The sequence below is a fragment of the Anaerolentibacter hominis genome, from assembly GCF_032380675.1.
Classification (GTDB): Bacteria; Bacillota; Clostridia; order Lachnospirales; family Lachnospiraceae; genus Anaerolentibacter; species Anaerolentibacter hominis.
The window spans coordinates 1,722,805-1,745,958 of the sequence record NZ_JAWDIX010000001.1 but is presented as its reverse complement, the minus strand read 5'-3'; the positions used below and the strand labels follow the sequence as shown (position 1 = coordinate 1,745,958).

At 47.7% G+C, this 23,154-nt stretch carries 18 protein-coding genes and 1 pseudogene; 15 read left to right on the top strand and 4 right to left on the bottom strand.

Annotation, left to right across the window (positions count from 1 at the left end; all coding sequences use genetic code 11):
- The first annotated feature begins 31 nt into the window (after positions 1-31).
- The 9 genes from ABCW47_RS08100 (at position 32) to ABCW47_RS08060 (ending at position 8,525) form a co-directional block, all read left to right on the top strand.
- Entirely contained in the window at positions 32-553 is a 522-nt protein-coding gene (locus ABCW47_RS08100; protein ID WP_343209347.1) for an AAA family ATPase, read from the top strand.
- Between the two features lie 310 nt (positions 554-863).
- Positions 864-1,202, top strand: coding sequence for a PadR family transcriptional regulator (locus ABCW47_RS08095; RefSeq protein ID WP_343209346.1), 339 nt, complete (start codon positions 864-866; stop codon positions 1,200-1,202).
- Positions 1,186-2,400 carry a DUF2812 domain-containing protein gene (locus ABCW47_RS08090; RefSeq protein WP_343209345.1) on the top strand — a complete coding sequence of 405 codons (1,215 nt, stop codon included), beginning with the start codon at positions 1,186-1,188 and terminating at the stop codon, positions 2,398-2,400. Before ABCW47_RS08095 ends, ABCW47_RS08090 begins: the two co-directional genes overlap by 17 nt.
- Before the next feature lie 172 nt (positions 2,401-2,572).
- Positions 2,573-3,622 (top strand): NAD-dependent epimerase/dehydratase family protein, encoded by a 1,050-nt coding sequence (locus tag ABCW47_RS08085; protein WP_343209344.1) that lies wholly within the window; start codon positions 2,573-2,575, stop codon positions 3,620-3,622.
- A gap of 22 nt (positions 3,623-3,644) precedes the next feature.
- Positions 3,645-4,232, top strand: coding sequence for a DUF6434 domain-containing protein (locus tag ABCW47_RS08080; protein WP_343209343.1), 588 nt, complete (start codon positions 3,645-3,647; stop codon positions 4,230-4,232).
- A gap of 82 nt (positions 4,233-4,314) precedes the next feature.
- Complete coding sequence (locus ABCW47_RS08075; protein ID WP_343209342.1) at positions 4,315-5,244, top strand: DUF4397 domain-containing protein; 930 nt, start codon at positions 4,315-4,317, stop codon at positions 5,242-5,244.
- A 134-nt stretch (positions 5,245-5,378) separates the two neighbouring features.
- Positions 5,379-6,029: an HAD hydrolase-like protein gene (locus tag ABCW47_RS08070; RefSeq protein ID WP_343209341.1), complete on the top strand. Its 651-nt coding sequence runs from the start codon at positions 5,379-5,381 to the stop codon at positions 6,027-6,029.
- 69 nt (positions 6,030-6,098) lie between these two features.
- Complete coding sequence (locus ABCW47_RS08065) at positions 6,099-6,671, top strand: N-acetylmuramoyl-L-alanine amidase family protein (protein WP_343209340.1); 573 nt, start codon at positions 6,099-6,101, stop codon at positions 6,669-6,671.
- 210 nt (positions 6,672-6,881) lie between these two features.
- Complete coding sequence (locus ABCW47_RS08060; RefSeq protein WP_343209339.1) at positions 6,882-8,525, top strand: collagen-like protein; 1,644 nt, start codon at positions 6,882-6,884, stop codon at positions 8,523-8,525.
- A 70-nt stretch (positions 8,526-8,595) separates the two neighbouring features.
- Here ABCW47_RS08060 and ABCW47_RS08055 read toward each other — a convergent pair whose 3' ends face one another.
- A complete protein-coding gene (locus ABCW47_RS08055) occupies positions 8,596-10,011 on the bottom strand; it encodes an MATE family efflux transporter (protein ID WP_343209338.1) in 1,416 nt (471 codons plus the stop codon).
- A 113-nt stretch (positions 10,012-10,124) separates the two neighbouring features.
- Between ABCW47_RS08055 and ABCW47_RS08050 the strand changes: the two genes are divergently transcribed.
- The 4 genes from ABCW47_RS08050 to ABCW47_RS08035 all read left to right on the top strand — a co-directional run bounded on the left by ABCW47_RS08050 (position 10,125) and on the right by ABCW47_RS08035 (position 14,626).
- The gene (locus tag ABCW47_RS08050) at positions 10,125-10,982 is read left to right on the top strand and encodes a MerR family transcriptional regulator (protein ID WP_343209337.1); all 858 of its coding nucleotides are present in this window, start codon (positions 10,125-10,127) and stop codon (positions 10,980-10,982) included.
- A 140-nt stretch (positions 10,983-11,122) separates the two neighbouring features.
- A complete protein-coding gene (locus tag ABCW47_RS08045; RefSeq protein WP_343209336.1) occupies positions 11,123-12,127 on the top strand; it encodes a LacI family DNA-binding transcriptional regulator in 1,005 nt (334 codons plus the stop codon).
- Between the two features lie 504 nt (positions 12,128-12,631).
- Entirely contained in the window at positions 12,632-13,681 is a 1,050-nt protein-coding gene (locus tag ABCW47_RS08040) for a substrate-binding domain-containing protein (protein ID WP_343209335.1), read from the top strand.
- Positions 13,682-13,723: 42 nt separating this feature from the next.
- Entirely contained in the window at positions 13,724-14,626 is a 903-nt protein-coding gene (locus tag ABCW47_RS08035) for a sugar phosphate isomerase/epimerase family protein (RefSeq protein WP_343209334.1), read from the top strand.
- A 103-nt stretch (positions 14,627-14,729) separates the two neighbouring features.
- On the opposite strand, the pseudogene ABCW47_RS08030 reads toward ABCW47_RS08035, so the two are convergent.
- From ABCW47_RS08030 to ABCW47_RS08015, 3 genes and pseudogenes are all read right to left on the bottom strand, one after another.
- A pseudogene (locus tag ABCW47_RS08030) lies at positions 14,730-15,434 on the bottom strand (Ig-like domain-containing protein); the annotation flags it as partial.
- Between the two features lie 200 nt (positions 15,435-15,634).
- Positions 15,635-16,813, bottom strand: a complete 1,179-nt coding sequence (locus ABCW47_RS08020) for a cation diffusion facilitator family transporter (RefSeq protein ID WP_343209333.1) — start codon at positions 16,811-16,813, stop codon at positions 15,635-15,637.
- A gap of 54 nt (positions 16,814-16,867) precedes the next feature.
- Positions 16,868-18,301, bottom strand: coding sequence for a GntR family transcriptional regulator (locus tag ABCW47_RS08015; RefSeq protein ID WP_343209332.1), 1,434 nt, complete (start codon positions 18,299-18,301; stop codon positions 16,868-16,870).
- A gap of 224 nt (positions 18,302-18,525) precedes the next feature.
- Between ABCW47_RS08015 and ABCW47_RS08010 the strand changes: the two genes are divergently transcribed.
- Both ABCW47_RS08010 and ABCW47_RS08005 read left to right on the top strand, forming a co-directional pair.
- Complete coding sequence (locus tag ABCW47_RS08010) at positions 18,526-19,800, top strand: ABC transporter substrate-binding protein (RefSeq protein ID WP_343209331.1); 1,275 nt, start codon at positions 18,526-18,528, stop codon at positions 19,798-19,800.
- Entirely contained in the window at positions 19,797-23,138 is a 3,342-nt protein-coding gene (locus ABCW47_RS08005; protein ID WP_343209330.1) for a response regulator, read from the top strand. The genes ABCW47_RS08010 and ABCW47_RS08005 overlap by 4 nt, the downstream gene beginning before the upstream one ends.
- Positions 23,139-23,154 lie beyond the last annotated feature (16 nt).

Sequence of the window (23,154 nt, the reverse complement as noted above, 5' to 3'; positions counted from 1 at the left end):
GATGAAAAGAAGCCTGGACGGAAAATAGTATATGAAGAATCTGATTTTAATCAACGGGACAATGGGTGTGGGAAAGAGTACGGTCGGCCGGGAACTTTTGAAGCTGCTGCCGGGCTGTGTCTATCTGGATGGGGACTGGTGCTGGAATATGAATCCCTTCGTGGTAAATGAAGAGACGAAGAAGATGGTAATTGGAAATATCCAATTTCTGTTAAACCGTTTTCTTCAATGTTCCGTGTACCAGAATGTGGTTTTCTGCTGGGTGATGGACGAAGCGCGGATAATCCGGGAGGTACTGGCCGGTCTTTCCGGTGATGACTACCGGCTGAGCTGCTTTACGCTGGTATGTTCGGAACAGAAACTTAAGGAAAGACTGGAACGGGATGTGAAGGAGAATCTGCGGGCTCCGGATGTGATAGAGCGGAGCCTGGCCAGACTCTGCCGGTATGATCGGATGAATACGGTTAAAATTGATGTGGGGCAGATGTCCGGCAGGGAAGCCGCGGAAGAAATAAAAATAAGAATAGAGCGGCAGATGTCGGAATCGGAATGAGCGCGGCAGAGGCCGTTTGGGAGATGTCTGCAAAAGCGGCATCTCCTTTTTCACTATATAGGAAAATCCTTCCTTTGGATTTCCTATATAGTGAAAACCCTCCGGGGGATCGCACTGCGGCGGAAAGGAATTGTGTTGCCAAAGCAACCCGCCGCAGGCGAAGAATCCCGCAAGCGGGATTCTTTGTTTTTAGAATAAGATGGTTTGTGAATCGTGCCCGTATTTGTTTCACGGAATATTGACTTTTATCAGCTTTGGATTATAATATCATTAAACGATATCATATAACGATATTGAGGGAGTGAGGAATATGCCGAAAAAGGCGATGGAGATTCTGACTGAATCCATGTTTTATGTGCTGATGGCTTTTCGCAGAGGCCCCATGTGCGGAATAGAGGTTGTGGATTATATAGACAGAAAGACCCGGGGGCGTATACAGATTGGACCGGCAACGCTGTATACGATTCTCGGCAAATATGAAAAAGAAAAGCTCATTCAAGAGACGGAGGTAGACGGGAGAAAACGTACCTACCGCATCACGGCTAAAGGAAATCAGGCCTATGAAGAAGAACTGGAACGGCTCCGCCTTTGTGTAGCGGATGCGGAAGAAGGCTGGGAGGGAGGAACAGCAGATGTGCGGGCAGAGTGAGAAGAAAAGAAAGAAAAGTTACCGCCTGCCCCCTTGTCCGTCCTACGATGTGGAAGGGATGGAGAGCTGGCTGGCCGATCTGACTCTGGAGGGATATTTTCTGTGCAGGGACGGTTTCTTCGCCGGTATAGCCGTGTTTGAAAAGAGAGTGCCCCGTGAAGTAAAGTACCGTCTGGATGCAGCGCCGGACCGCAGGAGCATTTGGTCGGATAACGGCGGGGAACCAGATGAGGCCGAGGTGGAAATAAGTGGAAAGTATGGATGGGAATACGTTGCTTCCCGGGGTTCCTTTCATATTTACCGTTCTGACATACTAGGTGCGCGTGAGCTGAATACAGACCCGCAGGTGCAGGCTCTGGTTGTAAATGAGATGAAGAAGAAAGAGCGGAACGGGGCAATTGCCAGTTTATTCGGCCTCTTTATATGGCCCGTTATCTGTCTGAGGGGCAATCTTTTATTAACTATGATCAATACCGGTACTGCTTTTCTCCTGTCTGGCCTGCTTCTGATTTTGTGGGGTTATGCGGGAACCATCTCCAGGGTTATCCACCTGTACCGTCTGAGAAAGAAGCTCCAGGCCGGGGAGGACCTGGATCATAAGAAATCATGGCGCCGAAAGTCGGCTTTTTACCGGACCGGCAAATGTCTGCTGATTGTGTTCATCGTTACCTGGATCGGCGTATTTCTCCATCAGTTGAGTGATGATATTATGAAAAAGGATGAAATACCTCTTGAGGACTATGACAAAGATGTGCCATTTGCCACGATGGCGGATTTTGCCCCGGAGGGAATTTACCGGCTAAGCGGTGTGGATTATACCAATACAGCGACGGAGAGGGAGGACCTGCTCGCCGCCAGGGTGATCCGTTGGGCAGAGAATGCCGATATTCAGATTTCAGAAGAGCAGATGATTTCCGGGGGGCTGCGGGTTCATTATTATGAGACCAGAGCACCGTGGATCGCCCGCGTCATAGCTAGAGAAATACTCCGGGAAGACAAATATGAGGACTGTCAGAAGCTGATTACAGGAGATCTGGGAGTGGAGTATGCGGTTGCCTACATGGACCCATATCGTTTTCCCGCGCTGCTGATCCGGGACGGATGCAAAGTAGCCCATATTACATTTTATCAGACGTCATCCACCGGCAAAATCGAACTGGGGGACTGGATGCATATTATGGCTGACAGCATGAAGTAATTGTGAATTTTTGGACACCTTTTGAACAGATTTTACGGTAGTTGTTCAGTAACCTTCATTTCCGGAAAATCTGCTGGTTGCGTTGTCAAGGTGTGAATAATATAATACAAATAGAGAAGTTAATAAACAGTATTGTATGATATCATTCATAATTGGCAGAGAGGTGTTGCACATGAAACCGATGATGTATATTGTGACGGGGGCCAACGGCCATCTGGGCAATACAATTATACGATTGTTAAAGCGTGAGGGGAAAAGTATCAGGGGGCTGATTCTGCCTGGTGAAAAGGGCAGATACCGGGGAAGCGTCACCTACTATACCGGGGATGTGACGGACAAAAAATCCCTGGAGCCTCTGTTTCGGGGAATCCGGGGCTACCACACTATCCTGATCCATACAGCCGGGCTTGTGGATATCTCCGACGAGGTTTCAGACCGTCTGTACCAGGTCAACGTTCAGGGAACCCAGAATGTTGTTGATCTGTGCAAAAAGTATCATGTGTCCCGTCTGGTTTATGTCAGTTCGGTACATGCGATACCGGAAAAGGACAAATTGCAGGTGCAGAAAGAGATTGACCGTTTTTCTGCGGATACTGTGACGGGAGGTTATGCGAAGACCAAGGCGCAGGCCACCCAGATCGTTCTGGATGCCGCGGCGGAGGGTCTGAACGCAGTGGTGGTTCAGCCGTCCGGTATACTGGGACCGTATGATGAGTCCGGGAATCATCTGGTGCAGATGGTGACAGATTATATACAGGGCAAACTTCCGGCCGGTGTAAAGGGCGGGTATGACTTCGTGGATGTAAGAGACGTTGCGGCAGGTACGTTGGCGGCAGCCTATAAGGGAAAGCCGGGAGAATGCTATATTCTCTCCAACCGCCATTACGATGTCAAAGAGGTATTAAATATGGTCAAAGAAGTAAACGGCGGTAGAAGGATACCGATTCTGCCCATGTGGATGGCCAGAGCCGGAACGCCGTTTCTGGAATGGTATGCAAAGAGGAGAAAGCAGCGGCCGCTCTATACCAGATATTCTCTGTATACCCTTAAAAGCAACGACCGTTTTTCTCATGATAAAGCTACAAGGGATTTAAACTACAGACCAAGGGATATGTATGAAACAATCCAGGATACGGTAAAATGGATGAAGCGGAAGAAAAAACAGAAAAAGACAAAAGACGGGAACAGCACAAACGGTAAGGTATCGGCATCTTCCGTGTGAATCCCGTCCTGCGGGGGAATTTATGGAAGGAAGACCTGTACTCAGCAGGCAGCTGGATGAAACTACATTCCGGGAATATTATTATTTAAAAGAGGAACTGGTACAATTCTGCCGGGAAAACGGCCTGCCTGTTTCCGGAGGAAAAATAGAAATTACAGATCGTATTGCCGCCTATCTGAGGACGGGAGCGGTTACGGAACCAAAACGTTCTGTCCGGCCGGGATTCAGAGCAGGAATGATAACAAAAGAGACGGTCATTGAAGAGAACATTGTGTGTTCAGAAAGACACAGAGAGTTCTTTAAGGAACAGATAGGAGAGAGCTTTACATTCAACGTAGCCTTTCAGAAATGGCTGAAAGAGAACGCCGGGAAAACTTATGCACAGGCAATTGAAGCATACGGCAGAATTTTAGAGGAGAAGAAGCAGGGGAAAACCGCGATCGGAAAGCAATTTGAGTATAATACCTACATCAGGGACTTTTTTGCAGATAATCCGGGGAAAGCCCTGGAACAGGCAATTGCCTGCTGGAACTGGAAAAAAGCGCTGCGGGGGCATAACCGCTATGAGAGGTCCGACTTAAGCGCGCTGGATAAGGCGAACGGCGCCTGATGAACAGAGGGAAATGAAAAACTTATAATCCGGACAGGATGCAGGATCATATACTATTAGGAAAACACTTGGGGAAGTTATTATGAAATATATTTATTCTGAAAGTGAAACCAGAAACGTACCTGCTACGCCGCCTCCGGGTGAAGGCGACGATGTGCCGGCAATCCCGCTGCCTCCGGTGGTAGGTAATCCGGAACCCAACCCGGACAGCATACCGGAGATTCCCCTGCCGCCAATTGTGGGCAATCCGGAATCAAACCCGGACAATATACCGGTTATACCGCTTCCGCCGATCGTCGGAACTCCTGATTCAGGTGTTCAGCAGCCTGCGGCGCCGGGCCCGGGCGGATATGCGACGATCCGGTTCTTACATGCAGCGGATGGATACGGACCGCTGAACGTACAAATCAGTAACCGGACCATAACCAGCAGGCTGTCCTATACCAGGATGACCGGTTACGGCCGTATTGCGGACGGATTCTATACCGTAACGATTTCCAGTTCCCGCAATACCGGCAATGTATACTTCAGAAAGAGAGTTCCCTTTAATACAGGAGAGAAGGTTACCTTTGCAATCGTCCGCGCCAGGAGAGGCCTTGATCTGATCAGGATTTCCGATCAGTCCTGTGTAAACCGGCCAAGAAACCGGGGCTGTGTCCGCGCGGTAAATTTAATTTATAACAGTCCGGCACTGGATGTTATCTTAAATGACGGGAGAGTCCTTTTCTCGGATGTAAGATACAAAGAAGTGACGGCGTATAAGCAGGCACGGCCGGGAGAATATGATTACTATGTGGCAGAGACGCCTTATTCCTACAGTCCCACCCAGGCGGCTGCAGATAATCTGGATGATCTGCCGGTTATCATGAACAATTTTTATCTGTTCGGGTATGGAGACGTGATGCCTCTGGTATCCTCCTACATTACGGTAGAAGCCGGAGGGACTTATTCCATCTATATGTTCGGTAACTGGGATAATTCGTCGGATATCACTGTTAAAACAGTAGAGTAAAAAATACAGAATATGAGGGGTACACCTTTTGGTGTGCCCCCATTTATGTTATAGTGGGGGTGAAGAATAAGAGACAATAATGTCTTTATGGCAAGGACAGCCGCGGTATGGGAAAAGAGGATGGGAGAAATCGAATGTTAAAACAGTATAAAGCAGTTATTTTTGATCTGGACGGCACCCTGCTCCGGTCGGAGACGGGAATCTGTGATTCACTCCGCTATGCACTGAGAAAGATGGGAGTAAAAGAGCCCGGGCCGGAAGAATGCAGGCGGATTATCGGGCCTCCCCTCGGGTGTTCCTTCAGGGAGCTGTTCGGGATGGATGAAGAGCAGGCGGCTAGGGCTGTGGAGTATTTTAATGAGTACTATCAGGAGACCGGTGTTTTTGAAGCGGAACTGTATCCGGAAGTTACGGATCTGCTGGACAGGCTGCTGGAGAACAACAAAATGATAGCTGTAGCAACTTCCAAATCCAGGCCCCTGGCAGAAAAGGTATTTGAGCATTTCGGGCTGTCTGGCTATTTGACCTGTGCGGCTATGAATCCGGATCATAAAAAGGATGCTTCAAAAGCGGATATTATCCGGCAGGTACTAAAGGAGTGCAGGGTGTCGCCGGAGGAAGCGGTAATGATCGGAGATTCGGTCTATGACGCAGAGGGGGCGGGGGCTTCCGGAACGGAGTTTATCGGCGTTTTGTATGGATATGGCTCCGGGGAGGAAATGAGACAGGCCGGAGGCAGAAAATTTGCTGCGGATATCCCGGAGCTTTCAAAAATGCTAATTTAGACGGAAGTTATCACCCTCCGGATTAATTGTAATAAATTAATAAAGAGAAACGAAGAATGATGTGAAAACATGGCAATTAAAGTCTATGTAGATCAGGGACACAATCCAGGCGGAATCAATGGCGGGGCAGAGGCAAACGGCCTGAGGGAACAGGATATAACCTATATGGTAGGAGCTTATCTGGCAGATATTTTAGCTTCTGATTACCGCTTTGAAGTCCGTACCTCCCGTACTTCACCGGAACAGGTACTCGGCTATAATAATACATCCAGCCTCCGCCTGCGGGTGGAAGGTGCCAATACCTGGCCGGCAGACTATTTCATCAGTATACATGTGAATGCAAGCGTAAATCCTGCATTAAACGGTTCGGAGGTCTATGTGTACCAGCAATATACCCAGTCTGCCTATCTTGCAGAGCAGGTTCTGGCGGAGATTGTCCGGCGGGTGGGCACCAAAGATAATGGGGTCCGTACCAACCCGTCCCTGTATGTGCTGCGCAATACGAACATGCCGGCGATTCTGGTGGAATTGGGATATGTGACGAATGTGGGAGATGCAGAAAAACTAAGGAATGATCAGTATCAATTTGCCTATGGTATCTATGTCGGTCTGTTAAACTACCTGGGATTGCCTCAGCTGTAGGCAGTGAACCTTACACTTTGAAAATAGTATGAAACGATAGAATACGCCGGAGAATTTTTCTCCGGCGTATTTTTTATTACATTGGAGAACTTTGTTCTGGGATTGGAACTCCTTTTCACCATACTTGTTCGATTATCATATAGTATAGAAGGCTGTAAAAAGCTTTTTCACATAGAAGGAGTCTTTCATCATCAATAAGGAGCGATTACTATGTTTTTTAATTATTCAAATGGAACAAACTGCGGCAATCATAACGGCCAGGGAGAACTGGATAGTGCTATGTTCGAAGAACGTGGCTGTGTAAATCCGGAATGTGACGGCTGCAGCCCCTGCGGCGGCTGTGATTGCTGCTGCAACAGAGGACCTACCGGTCCTCAGGGGCCCCAGGGCCCGCAAGGACCGATGGGACCAAGAGGTTGTCCGGGTATTCAGGGTATCCCTGGGCCTCAGGGGCCGATGGGCCCGGCCGGAGCCACAGGAGCCACGGGAACTGCTGGAGCCACGGGAGCAACCGGCGCAGTCGGCCCGCAGGGTTTCCCAGGGCCTACAGGAGCCACCGGAGCCACCGGACTCTCCATCACAGGAGCCACCGGCCCAACGGGTCCCACCGGAGCCACAGGCCCGACAGGAGCCACGGGAGCAACCGGCCCATCCATTACCGGAGCAACCGGTCCTGCCGGCCCGACAGGAGCTACGGGAGCCACCGGCCCGGCGGGAGCCACGGGAGCAACCGGGGCCACTGGTACTTCAGAAACTATTACTGTCCGCAATACCACGACCGCTACACCGGGAACCCCGGCTGAAGTCATTGATGTGAGCGGCGGGCCAGATCATGTTCTGGACTTTATTATTCCAAGAGGAGCCACAGGTCCGACCGGAGCAGCGGGAGCTGTCGGAGCCACCGGGGCCACTGGGGCCACCGGAGCATCTATCACCGGCCCGACAGGCCCAACCGGAGCAACCGGCCCGGCAGGAGCAGCGGGAGCGACCGGCCCGGTGGGAGCTACCGGAGCCACAGGAGCGTCTATCACCGGTCCTACCGGTCCGACAGGAGCGACCGGCCTTGCGGGAGCTGTCGGAGCCACAGGAGCCACCGGGGCCACCGGGGCCACCGGAGCATCTATCACAGGCCCAACCGGTCCAACGGGACCAACAGGCCCCACAGGCGCAACAGGCCCGACAGGCCCAACCGGAGCCACGGGAGCCGTCGGAGCAGCAGGAGCTACAGGTGCAGAGGGAGCAGTTGGCCCGACGGGAGCAGACGGCCCTACCGGAGCAGACGGCCCGACAGGTCCAACCGGAGCAGCAGCTACAATCAATATTGGATCGGTGACAACCGGTGATCCGGGTACGGAAGCACAGGTTACAAATTCCGGAACCGATGAGAACGCCGTTTTTGACTTCGTCATTCCAAGAGGAAATGACGGCGGCGGCGGAACACCTGAAGTACTTGCCACTGTAGATACGTCAGCTCAGCCTACAACAGCCGGCGGAGCTCTGATATTTAATGAAACACCGCTGATTTCCGGAAGCTCGATTACCCATAACGCCGGTTCCAGTGATGTTATAATTAATCAGCCAGGCATCTATCAGGCTACCTTCCATGGGACGATCGCGGCAAACACCGGGACTACAATTCCATCTTCCATTACAGCACAGCTGAACGCAAATGGGGCCGCTATAGCAGGCGGTTCCGCACGGCATGTATTCTCCTCAACGAATGAAGTGGCTACAATGTCCTTCTCCGTACCATTCCAGGTGACAACGGTTCCGACCACACTTGAAGTGGTAACGGATGCGGCCGGATTTACCTTTGACGAAGCTGCTTTCACCGTGATGCGGCTGGGAGATTAATATTTCTATAGGATGACAAAGCGCCCGCTGTAAAAAGCGGGCGCTTTATGTAGGGAACACAGGTCGGATACTACTCTTCCATTAAATCCAGCACAAGCTGTTCCTGAGGATCATTCTCTGCCGTTACTTCACCCAGCGGATTAATTTCCTTCACAAATACTTTTTTCAGAAACAGAGCGCTTAGAATAACCGATGCAATCTCCGCAATGGGGAAGGAGAGCCATACATAGTTTAGAACTCCTGTCTTCGAGAGAAGATAAGCAGCTGGAAGAAGAACCACAAGCTGACGGATCACAGAGACAATCAAACTCATCATTCCGTTTCCCAGAGCCTGGAATACAGAACCTGCGATGATACAAAAACCAGCGAACAGGAAGCTGAGGCTGATCAGACGCAGAGCAATCACACCAATGGAGAGCATGGACTCGGAAGCATTAAACATTCTCAAAAGCTGAGCCGGCAGCAGCTGGAAGACGGCAAGGCCGACCAGCATAATGAGAACCGCATACAGGATGCTCAGCCGGATCGTATGCGTAATCCTCTTTTTATTCTTCGCTCCGTAATTATAGGAAAGTATGGGGACCATACCGTTGTTAAGTCCAAAAACCGGCATAAAGATAAAACTCTGCAATTTAAAATAGACTCCGAAAACAGCAGTGGCGGTAGAAGTAAATACCATTAAAATTTTGTTCATCCCAAAGGTCATGACAGAAGAAATCGACTGCATGATAATGGAGGGAAGCCCGACCGAATAGATCCTTCGAACGACGGTCCAGTCAATCCGAAACTTTTTAAAGGAAAGGGAAATCTCTTTGTTTACTTTCAGATTAAAGATGACGGCCAGCAGCATTGCGACGCACTGTCCCAGAACCGTGGCGGCAGCAGCACCGGCAACACCCATTTTTGGGAAACCAAAATATCCGAAAATCAGGATGGGGTCCATAATGATATTTACAATGGCTCCCGTTCCCTGTGTGATCATGGTATAAAATGTTTTGCCGGTAGACTGAAGGAGGCGTTCGAATGTCATCTGTCCGAACAGCCCCACAGATATGCCGCAGCAGATCAGCAGATATTCATGGCCATAATTTATGATTTCTTCAATGTTTGTCTGTACCGTAAAGAAGATACGGGAAAAGAACAGGCCAAACACTACAAACAGCAGACAGCTCAGGCCTTCAAACACAATTCCATTTCTGGCGGCCCGGTTAGCCTGATCATAATTTTTCTCTCCCAGACTCCTGGAAAGCAGAGCATTAATACCTACTCCGGTCCCGCCGCTGACAGCAATCATCAGATTCTGCATGGGGAAAGCCAGAGAAACGGCAGTGAGGGCATTTTCTCCGATGCGGGAAACGAACACACTGTCAACAACGTTATACAAGGCCTGAACCACCATCGAAATCATCAGCGGGATGGACATTGAAAGCAGCAATTTGTTTACGGGCATAGTGCCCATTTTATTTTCTTTTCTGACAGTTTCCATATCAGTTCCTCCTAAACACTTGAAAAATTCGCACGTTTGTATATTATAAAGTATAGAGTAACACGACGGTCAAGCGTAATTTTGAAGACGACGAGAAAATGAGGTTAGGCAGTATGCGGACAAATCAGGGAGCCGGCGGCTCCGAACAGAGAGCGGACAAGGAGTATTTCACAACGGGAGAATTTGCCGCGATATGCGGGGTCACCAAGCATACACTGTTTTACTATAATGAGATCGGTATTTTAAAACCGGATATTATCAGAGAGAATGGCTACCATTTTTATTCTCCCAGACAATTCCTGGTGTTCCGGGTAATCAGCGTGCTGAAAAGGGCAGGAATGTCACTGAAAGAGATCAGAAGTTATATGGAAGAAAAAAACACGGACCGGTTCCTTTCCATTATCGAAAAGCGCAGGGAAGAGTTAAAGGCGGCGAGGCTGGAAATAGAATCCATGGAGCGGATGATGGGAGGCATGATAGAGGCGACGCGCTACGCTATGGAGCATACGGTCTGGAAGGCGAGAACGGAGGAGAGAGCGGAAGAGTATCATATTGCAGCAGAACTGCCAAGATCCTATGAAGAACGGGATCTGGCACTGACAGACAGCAGGCTGATCCAGTATTGTTCAGCCCACGGGATCGTGGAGGCGTATACGGTCGGACGTACGCTGCGCCTGGAGGATATTGAGGAGGAGCGGTACGATCGTCTGGAATCTCTGTTCTGCCGGATCGGGAGGAAAAAGCAATGCAGCCTTCTGAAAACGCTGCCTGCCGGAACTTATGGAGTGATTGATCACAGAGGGAGCCGGAGAACGATCGGTGAATCCTACCGGATTCTGCTTCAATATCTGAACAAGAATAATTGGAAACCCTGCGGACCTGTCTGTGAGCAGGATCTGCTCCCTCCGCTGGCGGTGGCGAGAATGGAGGATACCATTATCCGTATCAGTATCCCGGCAGAACGGAAATAATAATTCAGCAAGTTGACAGAGACTGGGAATTCTTTTATACTAAAGTAAACGTTTACGCACCTGGACGGAAGAACGATTTACATTATATGGATGCGTAATTATGCAGGAAGATACAAAAGAGGGCAGAAAGGAGCGGCCGGATGCAGCAGGAAAAGATCTCAATCAAACAGATTGCCGACCTGGCAGACGTTTCTGTGGCTACAGTGTCCCGTATCATAAATCAGAGCGGGAGGTTTTCCAGAGAGACAGAAGAGCGGGTCAGAAAGATAATGGAGGAGAATCACTATGTACCTAATATGCTGGCCAAAGGGCTGCGGACCAGCCGGGGTTCTACCATTGGAGTGATTATACCGGATATCACCGGTGATTTTTTCTCCAAGATTGCGTTGGAAATTCAAACGGGGATGTTTGAAGCCGGTTACTCTACTATCATATGTAATACAAACCGGGATGCCAAGATGGAGAAGCAGTGTCTGGAGATGCTTCGTTCCCAGCAGGTGAGCGGGCTGGTTCATATTTACCGGTCTACATTTGAGAATCCGTACACACTGGATATACCCACCATTTATCTGGATACGGACCCGGGACAGAGTGTGAGGAAAGCCAACAGCAGGTCTGTGATTATCGAGAGTGATAATGAGGCAGGCGGGTATCTGGCCGCATCAGAGCTGATCAGGAAGGGCTGCCGGAAAATAGCCGTCATGATGTCAGATCGCAATTATACCCATCTTGAACGGTATGAGGGCTACAGGCAGGCGTTGGATGAGGCCGGTATTCCGGTGGATGAAAGTCTGATTATGCATGTAGATACTGTGAGCATTGAAGCAGGCTGCAGGGCAATGCAGGACTTTTGGAAGGAGCGAAAAGCAGACGGGATATTCTGTATGAATGACAGCTTTGCGATCGGAACGCTGCGGGCAATGAACCAGATGGAGATCAAGGTGCCTGAACAGTTCAAGATAATCGGATATGATGCCAGCGCAATTCTGGAAGCGGCAAATCCCCCGGTTACGACGATTCTCCAGCCCTATCAGAAAATGGGAAAGCTGGCGGTCATGCTGCTGGTGGATATGATGAATGGAAAATACCCCAGGAAAAGGGAGTATGTGATGCCGGTGAAGCTGATGAAACGAAAAAGTACCTGATCGGTATTCCAGATTAGTGTATAAACAGAATAGAAAAAATAGCAGGTGCTGTAAGAGTTTTTGTTGCAGCGCCTGTTGTTTTACAATAAGACGGCTAGCGAAGCGTACCGTCGTTTGTTACTAGATAGAAAACCCTCATCCTCTGTCTATATTCCTTAAGAATAGAAAGGACTGTGGAGAAAATATGTCTCTGAATTTGTGCAATATGACAAAAATAAGCGGAAAGTATGAAATGAAATTAAAGTATATTGACAATAAAGGAAGGGGATGTTAGAATTTTTGAAAAGGTAAACGTTTACTCATGATGAAAAATAAAATCAGATAAGAATATAGGGTAATATCTGAGAAGTTACTGGAATATTGTGTAATATTTATTATTTTAGAGGGTAAACGATTACTCATAGATGGGCAGCGGAGGCTGAACATCCATAGGCAGCTTGAAGCAGAAGACAAATCCATCAAGAATGGAACTGAAACAAGAAAGTGAAATGAGGGAGGTCAATCATGGGTAAGAAGAATTTAAAACAATTTGTTGCATTATTTCTGGTATTTGCTCTTTGTCTGACTGCGGTTGTTGGATGCGGGAAGAAAGAAGCGGATGAGACAAAAACATCTGGTAATACGGATCAGGAGAAACAGGAGGATACCGGCAAAGATGCAGATTCCTCTCAGTCACAGACGAAGAAAAAGTATCTGATTGGATTCAGCAGTAAACAGGCTTCCAACCCATTTCAGAGCGAACTGATTCAGGGGGCGCAGCAGGCTATTGATGCAGAGACCACAGAGTTTGTCATGCTGGATGCAAACAGTGACGCAGCGAAGCAGAACAATGATTTTGAAGATCTTATTGAGATGGGCTGTGATGCGATTATTTTTGTTCCCTATGATTCACTGGGCCTGGGTGCTGCAATTAAAAAAGCGCACGATGCAGGTGTTATTTTGATTAATATCGACAACCCGGTAGACGATGAATCTGCTAAATTAGTGGATGCTACAGTTGTATCGGATAACTATCAGGCAGGTCAGCTCTGTGCTGAAAATCTTGCAAAAGCACTGGACGGCAAGGGGGATATCGGAGCATATACCGTGCCGACTTCACTTGCTTCCACCCTTCGTTCCCAAGGATTTTTTGAAACACTGGAAAGCGATTATCCGGATGTTAAAGTCGTTAACAGCCAGACCGGCGTGACCGGACAGACCGATGCAGCACTTCCTGTAATGGAGAATATTCTTCAGAGTACACCGGATATCGTCGGTATGTTTGGCTACTGTGATACCGCTGCCGAAGGTTGTATTTCCGCTATCAAGAGTGCGGGTAAGCTGGATCAGATCAAGGTCGTAAGCGTAGATGGCTCCACGGATGGCAAGGTTCATATCCGGAGCGGCGCCATGCTGGGCTCTGCCGCTCAGTTCCCGGGCAAAGTAGCGGGTCAGGGTGTGGAAGCAGCTTACACACTGTTAGAGGGCGGTTCCGTAGAAAAATTTGTCTATGTTCCTACAGAATGGGTTAACAAAGATAATGTGGATTCTGTTAAGAACTTCCTGAATGAATAAGGAGCCTTTTCATCCGTCACCGTGAAGAGGAGATAAAGTAGAATGATAAAATATGGTGTGCATAAATTGACCTGGGGCAGATATTTTGATCCGAATGACCTGAAAACATTTTTTCACCAGGCGGGTGAGCTTGGGGCGGAGACTGTGGAAATCAGGCCGACGGAAGAAATGCTTAAGCTGAATAAACATAAAATCCGGGAAATTACAAAGATGGCGGAGGCAGAAGGACTGGAAATATTATATACCTATGGATTTCCGCCCAACCTGGATATGCGTTCCCCTGATCCATTTATCCGAAGCTATGCAGTTGATTTCCTGAAAAAGGGGATACGCTGCGTGGCGGAGGCCGGAGGAAGAGAAATTGGGAGCGCCGGAATTTATTCCTGCTGGCCTGCCTGTTATGATTTTGACATGGTAACTCCGGAGATCAAATATGAGAGAAGAAACCGAAGCGTAGAGTGTGTGAGAGAAGCAGCACGCACAGCGGAGGAATATGGTGTAATGCTGAATCTGGAAGTGATCAACCGATTTGAAAATTATCTCATAAACACGGTTGATGAGGGAATATCATTCTGTGAAGATGTTGACAGCCCATACTGCAGCCTCTTACTGGATGTATTTCATATGAACATAGAGGAAGAAGACATTCCCGCGGCAATTCGGCTGGCGGGAAAGAGAATCGGTCACTTTCATGTATCGGAGCCAAACCGGGCGATCCCCCACCATTCGAAGAGAATATGCTGGGAAGAAATCGGCGGGGCGCTTCGGGAGATCGGTTATGACCGGACGGTTACCATTGAAGCCGCGGTGGCCTGTGAGGGTGAAGCAACCTATTCGATGCGTATGTGGAGAGATCTGATCGGGGATACCAGTTTGACAGGAAGGCTGGTTGCTCTTAGACAAGGGCTTGATTTTATCCGGCGCAAGTTTGAACATCCGCAATAATGTGCGTAGATTTTAGCGACACAATTGTATAACATTAGAAAAAGGGTATTGCAGAACAGCCGATTACGGCAGGATCTGCATTACCCTTTTTTCATTTGCAGTATTATTTTTCACAGGTTACATTTATTTTCAGTGTTTCTTTTCCTAATTTTATCGTTATCACTGCTTCTCCCTTTCTTACTGCACGAAGAACAAGCGGAATATGTGCAAAGTCATCTTTTGATATTTCATCCGACAGAGAGATGATACCGTCGTTATCTGTATCATAAGAAGTATCCCAGGAGGCTTTTACGACATCAGAGGAAATACTGATTGAAACCTTTTCACCTTTTTTCAGGTTTTGTATGCTGCAAGAAACTACTTTCAGACCGGATAACTGTACATCCGACGAAGTTACGGAAAGCCGATTTTTAATTGTTACCTTGCACGTATAGTTTTTATTTCCCGCCGTGGCAGTTATCGTGGCAGATCCTGATTTAACACCGGTAACTTTTCCTTTGGATGATACCTTTGCAACTTTAGAATTACTGCTTTTCCATTTCACTGATTTAGAAGTACCGTTTAGTTTGAGCTGATAGGACTTGCCGGTATGAATCGTCTTTTTAGTTTGATTTAACTTAACAGATTCCTTTTTCTTCTTTGTTGTTTTAGTTGTTGTGGTTTTTGACGAACTGTAGGGACAGACACCGTCCGGGTGAAGATGTGCCGGATGTCCGCCGCAGTGATAATGATATGACCCAAGACCACTTGCATTTTTATTATCCCTATGCCCGCCTTGTGAATCAGTCCGTCCGGAATGTGCAGAGGCAGAGACAGCAGTAGTGGCAAAAATAAATAAAATAGCAAAAATGAACAGCTTTTTCCCCAACTTCTCCTTCGACATATAAAATACCTCCTATAGATTATTGAAACCCCTTAAAAATACTATAGAGTATACATTGTACCTTTTCAATAAAATAGGCGAAATTTATCGGATAAGGGAGAATTCGTTATGCTGTCTGTGAAACTTTAGTGCGGCATGGCAGCATAGCTGGCGTCGATGGTGATCACACAGTAAAAATTAGGATATTTGTCTGCGACCATATGGCTGATCTCTGCTTTTATCTCAGAACATTTTTTGTCCAGTTTATGCGGTATGACACAGTCGAAGATGACGTTGGTGTGAGTTGTGCCAGGGACGATCCGAAGGTCATGAATGGTGAGATCAGGATGGATACTCTTCACCTGCTCGGATATGAATTGCCGCAGTTCACAGGTCAGGCTTCCGGAGGTGGAGATGGGATCGTAATGTACTATCATATGGAGGCCGTCATTGTTCAGAAAGTCACGTTCAATGTTGTCAATTACATCGTGGCTGGAAATAACGTCGTCTTCCGCGGCCATCTCCACATGGACGCTGGCAAACTGTCTTCCCGGACCATAGTCATGTATCATCAGGTCGTGGGTTCCGAGAACACCTGGATAGCTCAATATCTTTTCCTGAATGGAACCTACCAGCTCCGGATCAGGAGCCTGTCCAAGCAGCGGACTCAGAGTATCCTTGATCAGGCCGAAACCGCTGTAGAGAATAAACAGGGCTACCCCCAGGCCCATAAAACCGTCCAGCTCCAGACTGGTAAAGTGGGAGATCAGTGCGGCAATCAGTACCGCGCCGGTGGAAATTACATCATTGCGGCTGTCAGCGGCGGTAGCCATCAGGGTCTGGGAATGAATCGTTCTCCCCATACGGCGGTTGAAGGCGGCCATCCAGAGTTTTACCAGGATAGCACAGGCCAGAACCACGACAGAGAGCCAGCTGAATTCAACCGGAGCCGGATGCAGGATTTTTCCGATGCTGCTCTTAAACAGCTCGATTCCGATTACCAGAATAAGTACGGCAACCATTAGTCCGGACAGGTATTCTCCCCGCCCATGTCCATAAGGGTGCTCTTCATCTGCGGGCTTACCGGACATTTTAAAACCCAGAAGGCTGATTATACTGGAAGATGCGTCGGAGAGGTTATTCACTGCATCGGCTGCAATAGAAACGGAACCGGAGAGCGTACCTATAATAAACTTTCCGAGGAACAGGCAGACGTTGCACAGAATTCCCACATAGCTGGAAAGTTTGCCGTAGGAAGTACGCACGTCCAGATTTTTTGTTTCATCTGCATTCTTAATAAAAGTTCTGATCAGCCATTGTGTCATGTGATATACTCCTTTCGATTACAGTATGGGGAATTCATTTCCATTCATACCTTCTTATTCTATATCATCAAGCAAATCTAAGTAAGATTCAGGTGTTCTAAGTAAGCGAACGAAAAATGTCTGTGTCTGCTGTTGTTCACGGGACAAAAAATTGCTCCACTCATTGACAAATCCATTCAAATCCCGATTGTTTAAATAACATTCGGTCTCTGAGAGGGCCTGACAATAGTCCTGATTGAGTTTTTTGCTTTTTAACCGGAGCTGTATCAGGGGATATCCGCAGATCAGCAATTTAAATAATTCACGGTAACATTCCCGCACCATGGCAGAAGGACAGTTTTCTATAATGAAAGAAAGAATAGTTTGCATATAAAGATAACTTTTCTTATCCTGTCTGATTTTACGAAGCTGGGTTGCCAGCGTTTCCAGTTTTTCTTCTGATGCTGATTCGAATGTAAATAATGAGACTGTCCGGGCTGTCCAGGCCAGCAGCTGCAGGCTTTCCATACAGGCAGTAAGCACCCCCTGTGCATCTGATTGTGATAAGTCCATGCAATGCGGAGACATAAAGATCTGTGTACCTTTCCCCTGGTAAGACTTTACTACACCTAAATGACTCAATATATTAAGGGTACGGCGTACGGTAGACACAGCCACTCCATACTGCTGAGACATTTGGGTAAGAGACGGCAGATAACTTCCAGAAGGGTAGAAACCGGTTATGACTTTTTGAATAATATCAGCGGCAAGAGAATAGCGCATCTGCGGCCTCGGCCAGCAGATATTCCACTCAAAAGGAACCGGGTCCCATTGTTTCATGCTATACTTGGGGCAGATTTCCTCCAGAAAAGCGAACAGATTCTGCGTGGTATTCGTATATTCAGAAGTATACTCCCGCTTCAAATAATCTATAATTTCAGATGTTGTCCAGACTGCAAATGCAGGAAGCGCTTTCTGCGGCTTATGTTCTTCCGGAAGATAGGGAAAACATATATAGCGGGCCATTTCCCAATAAAGATTCAGCAGCAGCCTATTGCCCAGGGAAGAAAATACAATACTGTAAAACGCAACAGGCATGAATAAAGCACCAGGAGTGAGTGATGTCAATGCCTGGCGCAGCCGTTCCCCGTCTGTCTCCTTCCATTGTCTGAGAGCTATTGCCCACAGCGGGTCAAACAGAAGCGGACCAGCCACCTCAATGTCCCGCAGGCCGTCGATACGCGGCAGAAAATAACCGGCAACACTCTCTTTGATTTTATCTGAGCCTGCCCTGTAAATGACCTTGGCCGGCCGGGAAGCCTCCACCTTAATATAACCGTCCTGCTCCAGAAGATTTAATGCGCTGCGGACTGTTGGAACAGCCAACTGAAAACGAGCGCTGATCTTCGGAATTGACGGCAGGGAGGACCCATAGGAATACAGGCCGAATAAGATCCGGATGGAATAATAATCATATACAAGCCTGTAGAGCTCACAGCCATTTTTCATTGTGTCACCTCCTGCCTGCTTTTCAGCGTATTTCATATCATTCTACCATGAATTTCCTTCGCTTTCTACCATTACATTTCAGTTCATATATGAGATTTTTATTCAGGCGGCCGACTCCTGAAATCACAGCAGTGAATCCGGCAAAAACGATTGCATAACTACCTCGTACATGATAAAATCATTAAGGATGTGAACAGAGTTAAAAACGATTGGGGGAAGGGCCTATGAAAAATAAAATTCTGGTGCTGCTGCTCATTACAGCCTGTGCACTTTATCTTTTCACAGGCTGCGGCAGACATAATAAGGTAATATATGAAGAAAGTCCGGATAATCAGGAAATCACTACAATTACCTTTTTCGGGTATAAATATGAGCCGGAAAATGTTACGGTCATAGAACAGATTATTTCGGAATTTATGGAAAAGAACCCCCTTATTCGAGTGTCCTATGAAAGCCTGAAAGGGACCGATTATTTTGAGGCGCTGGAAAAGCGGATCAATTCGGGCAGAGGTGACGATGTATTTATGGTTAACCATGATATTCTGCTTGAGCTGGAAGCGCAGGGAAAGGTTGCTGATTTATCCGGTCTTTCTTCGCTCGCCAACTTTACGGATCAGATGCAGAGCCAGTTTGCGGGACAGCAGATTACATGGGTTCCCACGACCGTATCGGTGTTCGGCCTTTATTGTAATATGGATTTATTAAAAGAGCATAAGCAGAAGGTACCGCAAACACTGCCGGAATGGGAGGCTGTTTGTGATTATTTCGTAAGTCAGGGGATTACCCCGGTTATTGCAAATAACGACATCTCTTTGAAAACCCTGGCGATTGGCAGGGGCTTTTATCCGGCCTATCAGGAGAATGGACAGGAGGCGCTGTTTGACCGGCTGAATAATGGAGAAGCTCAGCTGAGTGAATATTTGACAGAGGGCTTTGAGATAGCAGAGGAATTTATAGACCGCGGTTATATCAATAGGGAGAAAGCATTACATACAATGAAGACATCGGATGATCTGCAGGATTTTGTCTGCAAAGAGTCGCCTTTTATGTTGACAGGTGCCTGGGCCGCCGGCCGTGTAGATGCTATGGAACCAGACTTTGAATTTGCAGTGTACCCTCTTCCGGTGCGTGATGACGGCAGTCTGCTGGTCATAAATGCGGATACACGGTTAAGCGTGAATGCAGATAGTGAGTATCTGGATGCTGCTATGAAATTTGTGGAGTTTTTTACAGAAGCAGAAAACATACAGAGATTTGCGGATCAGCAGTCTTCATTCAGTCCGCTGAGGGGCGGCAGGCCTTCAGAGGTTAAGGAAATTCAGCCGCTTTTATCTTGTTATGAATCCGGACAGACGGTGATCGGAACCGATGATCTGCTGAGACTCCCGATCTGGACTCTGACCGCTAAAGTATCAGAGCGGCTGCTGGAAGGGGAACCGGTATCGGATTTAATGAAATGGATGGATCAGCAGGCTGAGGCAGAAAGGAATATGCAGTGACCAAACAGGGGGCTGTAAAGCCGAAAGAAAAGCTTATTTGTACGGCGCTGCTGGTCAGTGTCATTATAATAATTATTACTATCCTCTATGTAAGTGCTGTACGTACTCAGCTATGGCAGCAGTCGATTGGAGCAATTCGGGAAAGCACGCAGCAGGGCTGCAATACGCTGCAGGTACAGCTTCAGGATGAATACGGAGCTTTGGAGGCACTTGCTGGTTATCTGTCCGAGTATTCTTCAGAGCAGACGGATATGCTGGAAGGTGCAGTAAACGCTTATGGACTTGTGGACAGCGGATTTACCCTGTATCTGGAGGAGGATACTGGCTTTCCGGTTAATGCACAGATGGACGAGACGGTCACGGGGATGCTTAAGAAGTCCGGACAGGAGAAGGGGCTTATTGATCCTCATATCAGCAGTGTGACAGGGGTAAATGTATTTGATCTTTATGTAAGGGTTGAACTGCGGGATGGATCTGTGGGCTATTTGATCAAAGAATATGAGGTAAATGAAATAGTAGATAGTTTCAGTGTATCCTTTTACGAAAATACGGGGTTTTCCTATGTCGTTGATTCGGATGGGGATGTACTGATCCGGGTTCCTCATCCGAACAGCAACAAGACAGTAAAAAATCTGTTTGATATGCTGTCGGCAGAGCAAAATAATGCGGAAGTATTGCAACAGTTTGCAGATGGATTGAAGAACAACAAACAGGGGTGGGCTGTATTACACTACCAGAATGAGAATACGGTATTTTGTTATATACCTCTGCAGTTGTCTTCAGACTGGTATTTAATCTCCATTATTCCGCAGAGTGTTGTGAATGCCCAGACCAATCAGATTCTGCTGCAGACATTTGTACTGATTTCGGGAATTCTGCTGGGAATCGCACTGCTGGTTATTCTGTATTTTCGCAATGTAAACCGGATTAACCGCAGGCTTTTAAGTCAGGCAAGCTATATTGAACATCTTTATAATGCGGTGCCGGAAGGGATTGCGCTGCTGACGGTGGAAAGCCCTTATTCACTTCTTCAGTTAAATCAGGAGGGCATGCGCTTACTAAAATATACAATAGAAGAATCAGGAGAAGCACCGGTCGGAAAGAACCTTTTAGATGCAGTTATACCGGAAGATTATGAGAGTATCTCAAAGATATTCCAGGATACGTCAGACAGCGGACAAAAACATACCTTTGAAGGCCGTATTATAAAAGAGGATAGGCGCTTTTTCTGGGCGTCAGGAATTGTAGAGAAGACACTGGATGAGAATGGAACACCGGTTCTGATTGCCACGTTCCACGATATTACTGACGAAAAGCTGGCGGAAGAGGAAGCAGAGCGGGAAAAACTGCAGGAGCGTATGATGCTGGTGAGTGCAGTGTCCGGAATTTTTCCGATCATTATCAGCTTAAATCTGAGTACAGATACGTTTAAAAATATATATATGAAACCCAGCCCAATGGTAAAACTAGATGTGTGTGGACCATACAGCAAGCTGTATCAGGATATCCTGTCAACCGTTCATCCTGACTTCCGGGAAGAGATCCGGCGGCGCCTTGCGCCTAAGATTCTCAGCCGTACACTGAATGGTGACAGGCAGGAAGTTTTTCTGGAAACGAAACAGATGCTCCTGGACGGACAGTACCACTGGACTTCCATTCAGATTATCGCTGTGGAGAATCCTTATTCTAATGAGCAGATTGCCATCCTTTTGTCGCGCCATATCGATGAACAGCGATATGAGGAGGAACGGCAGCGCCAGGTACTACAAAGCGCTCTGGACAGCGCACAGGCGGCCAGTTTGGCAAAAAGCCAGTTCCTGTCCAATATGAGTCATGATATCCGGACTCCTATGAATGCAATCGTAGGTATGACGGCTATTGCGTCCGCACATGTGGATGAGCAGGAACGGGTGAGGGAATGCCTGAAGAAGATTGGCCTGTCCAGCCAGCACCTGCTGAGCCTGATCAATGACATACTGGATATGTCCAAAATTGAGAGCGGAAAGTTATCTCTGCGGGAAGAACCCTTTCATCTGGCGGAGCTGATTGCAGAGGTAGGTGACCTGATACGGCCCCAGGCCAATGCCGGCAAGCTTGAGCTGGAAATTCGTCTTAATCTTTTAGGAAATGAAAGGGTTATCGGAGATCCCTTAAGAATCCGGCAGATATGTCTTAACATCCTGAGTAATGCCGTCAAATATACACCGGAAGGCGGAAAAATCATCTTCGATGTATATCAGAAAAAAACTGGAAGAGGTCAGTACCGCAGTTACGTTTTTGAATGCCGCGATAATGGGATCGGGATGAGCGCAGAATTTTTAGAAAAACTGTTTCAACCGTTCGAACGGGCTCAGGATACGACCCACAGCAGAACGGTTGGGACGGGGCTTGGCATGGCGATCACGAAAAATATAGTTGATATGATGAGCGGGGATATCCGTGTGGAAAGTGAACCAGGTTTCGGCTCTTCCTTTACGGTAACTTTGCCGTTAAAACAGCAGGATGGTCAGAAGGAAGAAATTCCTGAAAAATGGATCGGAGTTCACAGCCTGATTGTGGACGATGACAGGCAGACCTGCGAAAATGCCGCGGCTCTTTTGAGGGATATGGGGCTTCGGGCAGAGTTTGTAACGGAAGGTGCTGCAGCTGTCCGTCTGGCAGCAGAGGCGAAGAACACTCCAGATCCGTTTGAACTAATTATAATTGACTGGAAGATGCCTGATTTAGATGGAGTAGAAGTAACCAGACGTATCCGCAGAGAAGTCGGGACTGAGGTTCCGGTCATTATTCTCACTGCTTATGACTGGGAAGAAATAGAAAGTGAAGCCAGAAATGCAGGTGTAACCGCATTTCTATCGAAACCTTTTTACCGGACTAAAATCTGTTATCTGCTCAGTGAACTGGGAGAAGGAGCAGCACCATTACAGCAACAGACGGTGGCTTTAAAATCCTGTTTTGGAGGGCGGCATGTCCTTCTTGTTGAAGATAATCTGCTGAATCGCGAGATTGCCCGCACCTTGATCGAAGAGATGGGGGCTGAGGTTGAAGAAGCCTGTGATGGGGCAGAAGCGGTAGACAAAGTAAGCACTTCCCCGGAGGGATATTATGACCTGATCCTGATGGACATTCAGATGCCGGTTATGGACGGCTTAGAAGCAACGAAAGTGATTCGCAGCCTTAAACGGCAGGATGCCGGAACTGTTCCAGTTATCGCTATGACCGCCAATGCATTTGATGAAGATGTACGTGCCGCTCTTTCTGCGGGAATGACCGGACACTTTGCCAAACCCATTGATGTTTATGAGCTGGAGAAATTGTTGGAGCGCTATCTATCTTAAGAAAAGAAATGCCGGG

Bases quoted from the DNA above. Each gene is read 5' to 3' on its own strand.
- ABCW47_RS08045 (WP_343209336.1), top strand. From the start codon at position 11,123: ATGCAGCAGGAAAAGATCTCAATCAAACAGATTGCCGACCTGGCAGAC.
- ABCW47_RS08040 (WP_343209335.1), top strand. From the start codon at position 12,632: ATGGGTAAGAAGAATTTAAAACAATTTGTTGCATTATTTCTGGTATTT.
- ABCW47_RS08035 (WP_343209334.1), top strand. From the start codon at position 13,724: ATGATAAAATATGGTGTGCATAAATTGACCTGGGGCAGATATTTTGAT.
- ABCW47_RS08020 (WP_343209333.1), bottom strand. From the start codon at position 16,813: ATGACACAATGGCTGATCAGAACTTTTATTAAGAATGCAGATGAAACA.
- ABCW47_RS08100 (WP_343209347.1), top strand. From the start codon at position 32: ATGAAGAATCTGATTTTAATCAACGGGACAATGGGTGTGGGAAAGAGT.
- ABCW47_RS08050 (WP_343209337.1), top strand. From the start codon at position 10,125: ATGCGGACAAATCAGGGAGCCGGCGGCTCCGAACAGAGAGCGGACAAG.
- ABCW47_RS08060 (WP_343209339.1), top strand. From the start codon at position 6,882: ATGTTTTTTAATTATTCAAATGGAACAAACTGCGGCAATCATAACGGC.
- ABCW47_RS08015 (WP_343209332.1), bottom strand. From the start codon at position 18,301: ATGAAAAATGGCTGTGAGCTCTACAGGCTTGTATATGATTATTATTCC.
- ABCW47_RS08090 (WP_343209345.1), top strand. From the start codon at position 1,186: ATGTGCGGGCAGAGTGAGAAGAAAAGAAAGAAAAGTTACCGCCTGCCC.
- ABCW47_RS08070 (WP_343209341.1), top strand. From the start codon at position 5,379: ATGTTAAAACAGTATAAAGCAGTTATTTTTGATCTGGACGGCACCCTG.
- ABCW47_RS08075 (WP_343209342.1), top strand. From the start codon at position 4,315: ATGAAATATATTTATTCTGAAAGTGAAACCAGAAACGTACCTGCTACG.
- ABCW47_RS08080 (WP_343209343.1), top strand. From the start codon at position 3,645: ATGGAAGGAAGACCTGTACTCAGCAGGCAGCTGGATGAAACTACATTC.
- ABCW47_RS08085 (WP_343209344.1), top strand. From the start codon at position 2,573: ATGAAACCGATGATGTATATTGTGACGGGGGCCAACGGCCATCTGGGC.
- ABCW47_RS08010 (WP_343209331.1), top strand. From the start codon at position 18,526: ATGAAAAATAAAATTCTGGTGCTGCTGCTCATTACAGCCTGTGCACTT.
- ABCW47_RS08065 (WP_343209340.1), top strand. From the start codon at position 6,099: ATGGCAATTAAAGTCTATGTAGATCAGGGACACAATCCAGGCGGAATC.
- ABCW47_RS08095 (WP_343209346.1), top strand. From the start codon at position 864: ATGCCGAAAAAGGCGATGGAGATTCTGACTGAATCCATGTTTTATGTG.
- ABCW47_RS08055 (WP_343209338.1), bottom strand. From the start codon at position 10,011: ATGGAAACTGTCAGAAAAGAAAATAAAATGGGCACTATGCCCGTAAAC.